The following is a 1,718-nucleotide window of genomic DNA, read 5'->3' on the forward strand; positions in this document are numbered from 1 at the left end:
TTGGCAAAACTATCACTTTGCTGTGCTAGAACATTGAGAATTTGTATTCTTTGTTTTGCATTCTTTATTGCGTTTTTCAGGCAAGCCTGCCATTGTGTAAAGCATTTTATTTCTCTATCAGCAGATAGATTCTCTTTGCCAGACAATTGGTCTAATACAGATTGAATTTGTGAACAAATACCGGTAGCTTCTAAATTGGCTATTTGTGTTAACGTAGGCACATAATCTAAAGCTTCCAGTGTAGAAATCACATGATTCATCTGTTCATCTACAATACTTTCTCCCGATCTTTCAACAGGAACAGGAAGTGATATGGCAAGCCAAGGGGCAAGAAAAAGCATTTCGTCAACATACTCTTTACAGTTTTTCTTTAATACCGCACCCCATGAGTTTAGTATGGCATCGTCGGATGATAAAGTATTATTGATCTGTTCGATTTGTTGTTCTGCCGATTTTAAAAGGGCAAACGCGGCGGTTAAAGTCTCGGGCAAAGGTTTAAACAATTCCTTTTCGAATAGAATCAAAGCCTTATTTTTGCAGTCAATGCTTCTCATTGTCTGTACAGTGTCAAGCATCCCTTCGAAAATAACAGGCTTGTAAATATTGTCTTCTTCCAATTCCCTTAGCCCTTGAGCAAGTGTAAGCAAATGTCCTGCCAGATTACCACTATCTACACTCGATACATACAACGGAAGCATTGGCTCAAGTGTTTCGGTATTGTACCAATTATACAGATGCCCCCTGTGTTTTTGCAGTTTTGTCATTGTATCGAAAGTCAACGTTGTTCGTTCTACAAGCTTTCCGGCTGTCAGGTATCCTAAATCAAAGGCGGATAAATTGGCTAATAACGACAGACCAATATTGGTAGGAGAAGTACGGGAAGCAATAGCAGGATTGGGTGTCTCCTGAAAATTGTCGGGTGCTAACCAGTTCTCCTTTTCATTAACAAATATCTCGAAAAAATGCCAGGTTTTACGGGCTATACGGTGTAGTAAAAGATCTTGTCCATCTGTTATGTGAGATATTTTGGGGCTTGTGGGACAACTTGCGCGCCAAGCGATATATGGAGCAATTATCCATATAAATAAAAACGGAGAAACGTATAGCATGATAGGGTTGTACATACCTAACGATATTCCGCAGAAGATAGCCATTACGGGCGAAAACCACATTCTATTATAGAATCCCGATAGCGTATTAACTGCTTTTTTCTCTACATCGGCAGAGGTTTGCCATTGCATCAGATGTTTATGAGATATAGTGAGCCGCCAAAGAGTGACAATAATTGCTTTTACACATAGATAGGCTTCGTATGGAAGAACAACGAATGCAAATAAAACCTGTTTAAATTGATGCATGCTCTTTTCTAAGACCTCCCATAAATGGAGTTTCCACGATTGGTCCTTTGCTTTGCGTAAAGAGTTGGTTATATTCTCCAATACAAAAGGAAGAGCGGTAATGAGAAGAATCAACAATAGACCTGCCCAAAGTTTTTGAGGAAACAATGTTGCAAATCCGATCAAAAATAACAATGTTGCAGGCGAGACTATACTTCGACGTAAATTATCAAGTATTTTCCATTTGCTTAAACTCGAAATAGGATTTCGGGAAAAACCTTTACCCGAATTAGGAACGCAAGGCAATATCCATTGTAAGATTTGCCAGTCGCCCCGTATCCAGCGAAAACGACGGTTTGCATCCATATTATAACCCGAAGG

1 pseudogene is annotated in these 1,718 nt (G+C 39.3%); it reads right to left on the minus strand.

From position 1 onward, the window contains the following. A pseudogene (locus IR083_RS11060) lies at nt 1-1,703 on the minus strand (hypothetical protein); the annotation flags it as partial. Nucleotides 1,704-1,718: the final 15 nt, after the last annotated feature.

Source organism: Dysgonomonas sp. GY75, from assembly GCF_015234155.1.
Classification (GTDB): Bacteria; Bacteroidota; Bacteroidia; order Bacteroidales; family Dysgonomonadaceae; genus Dysgonomonas; species Dysgonomonas gadei.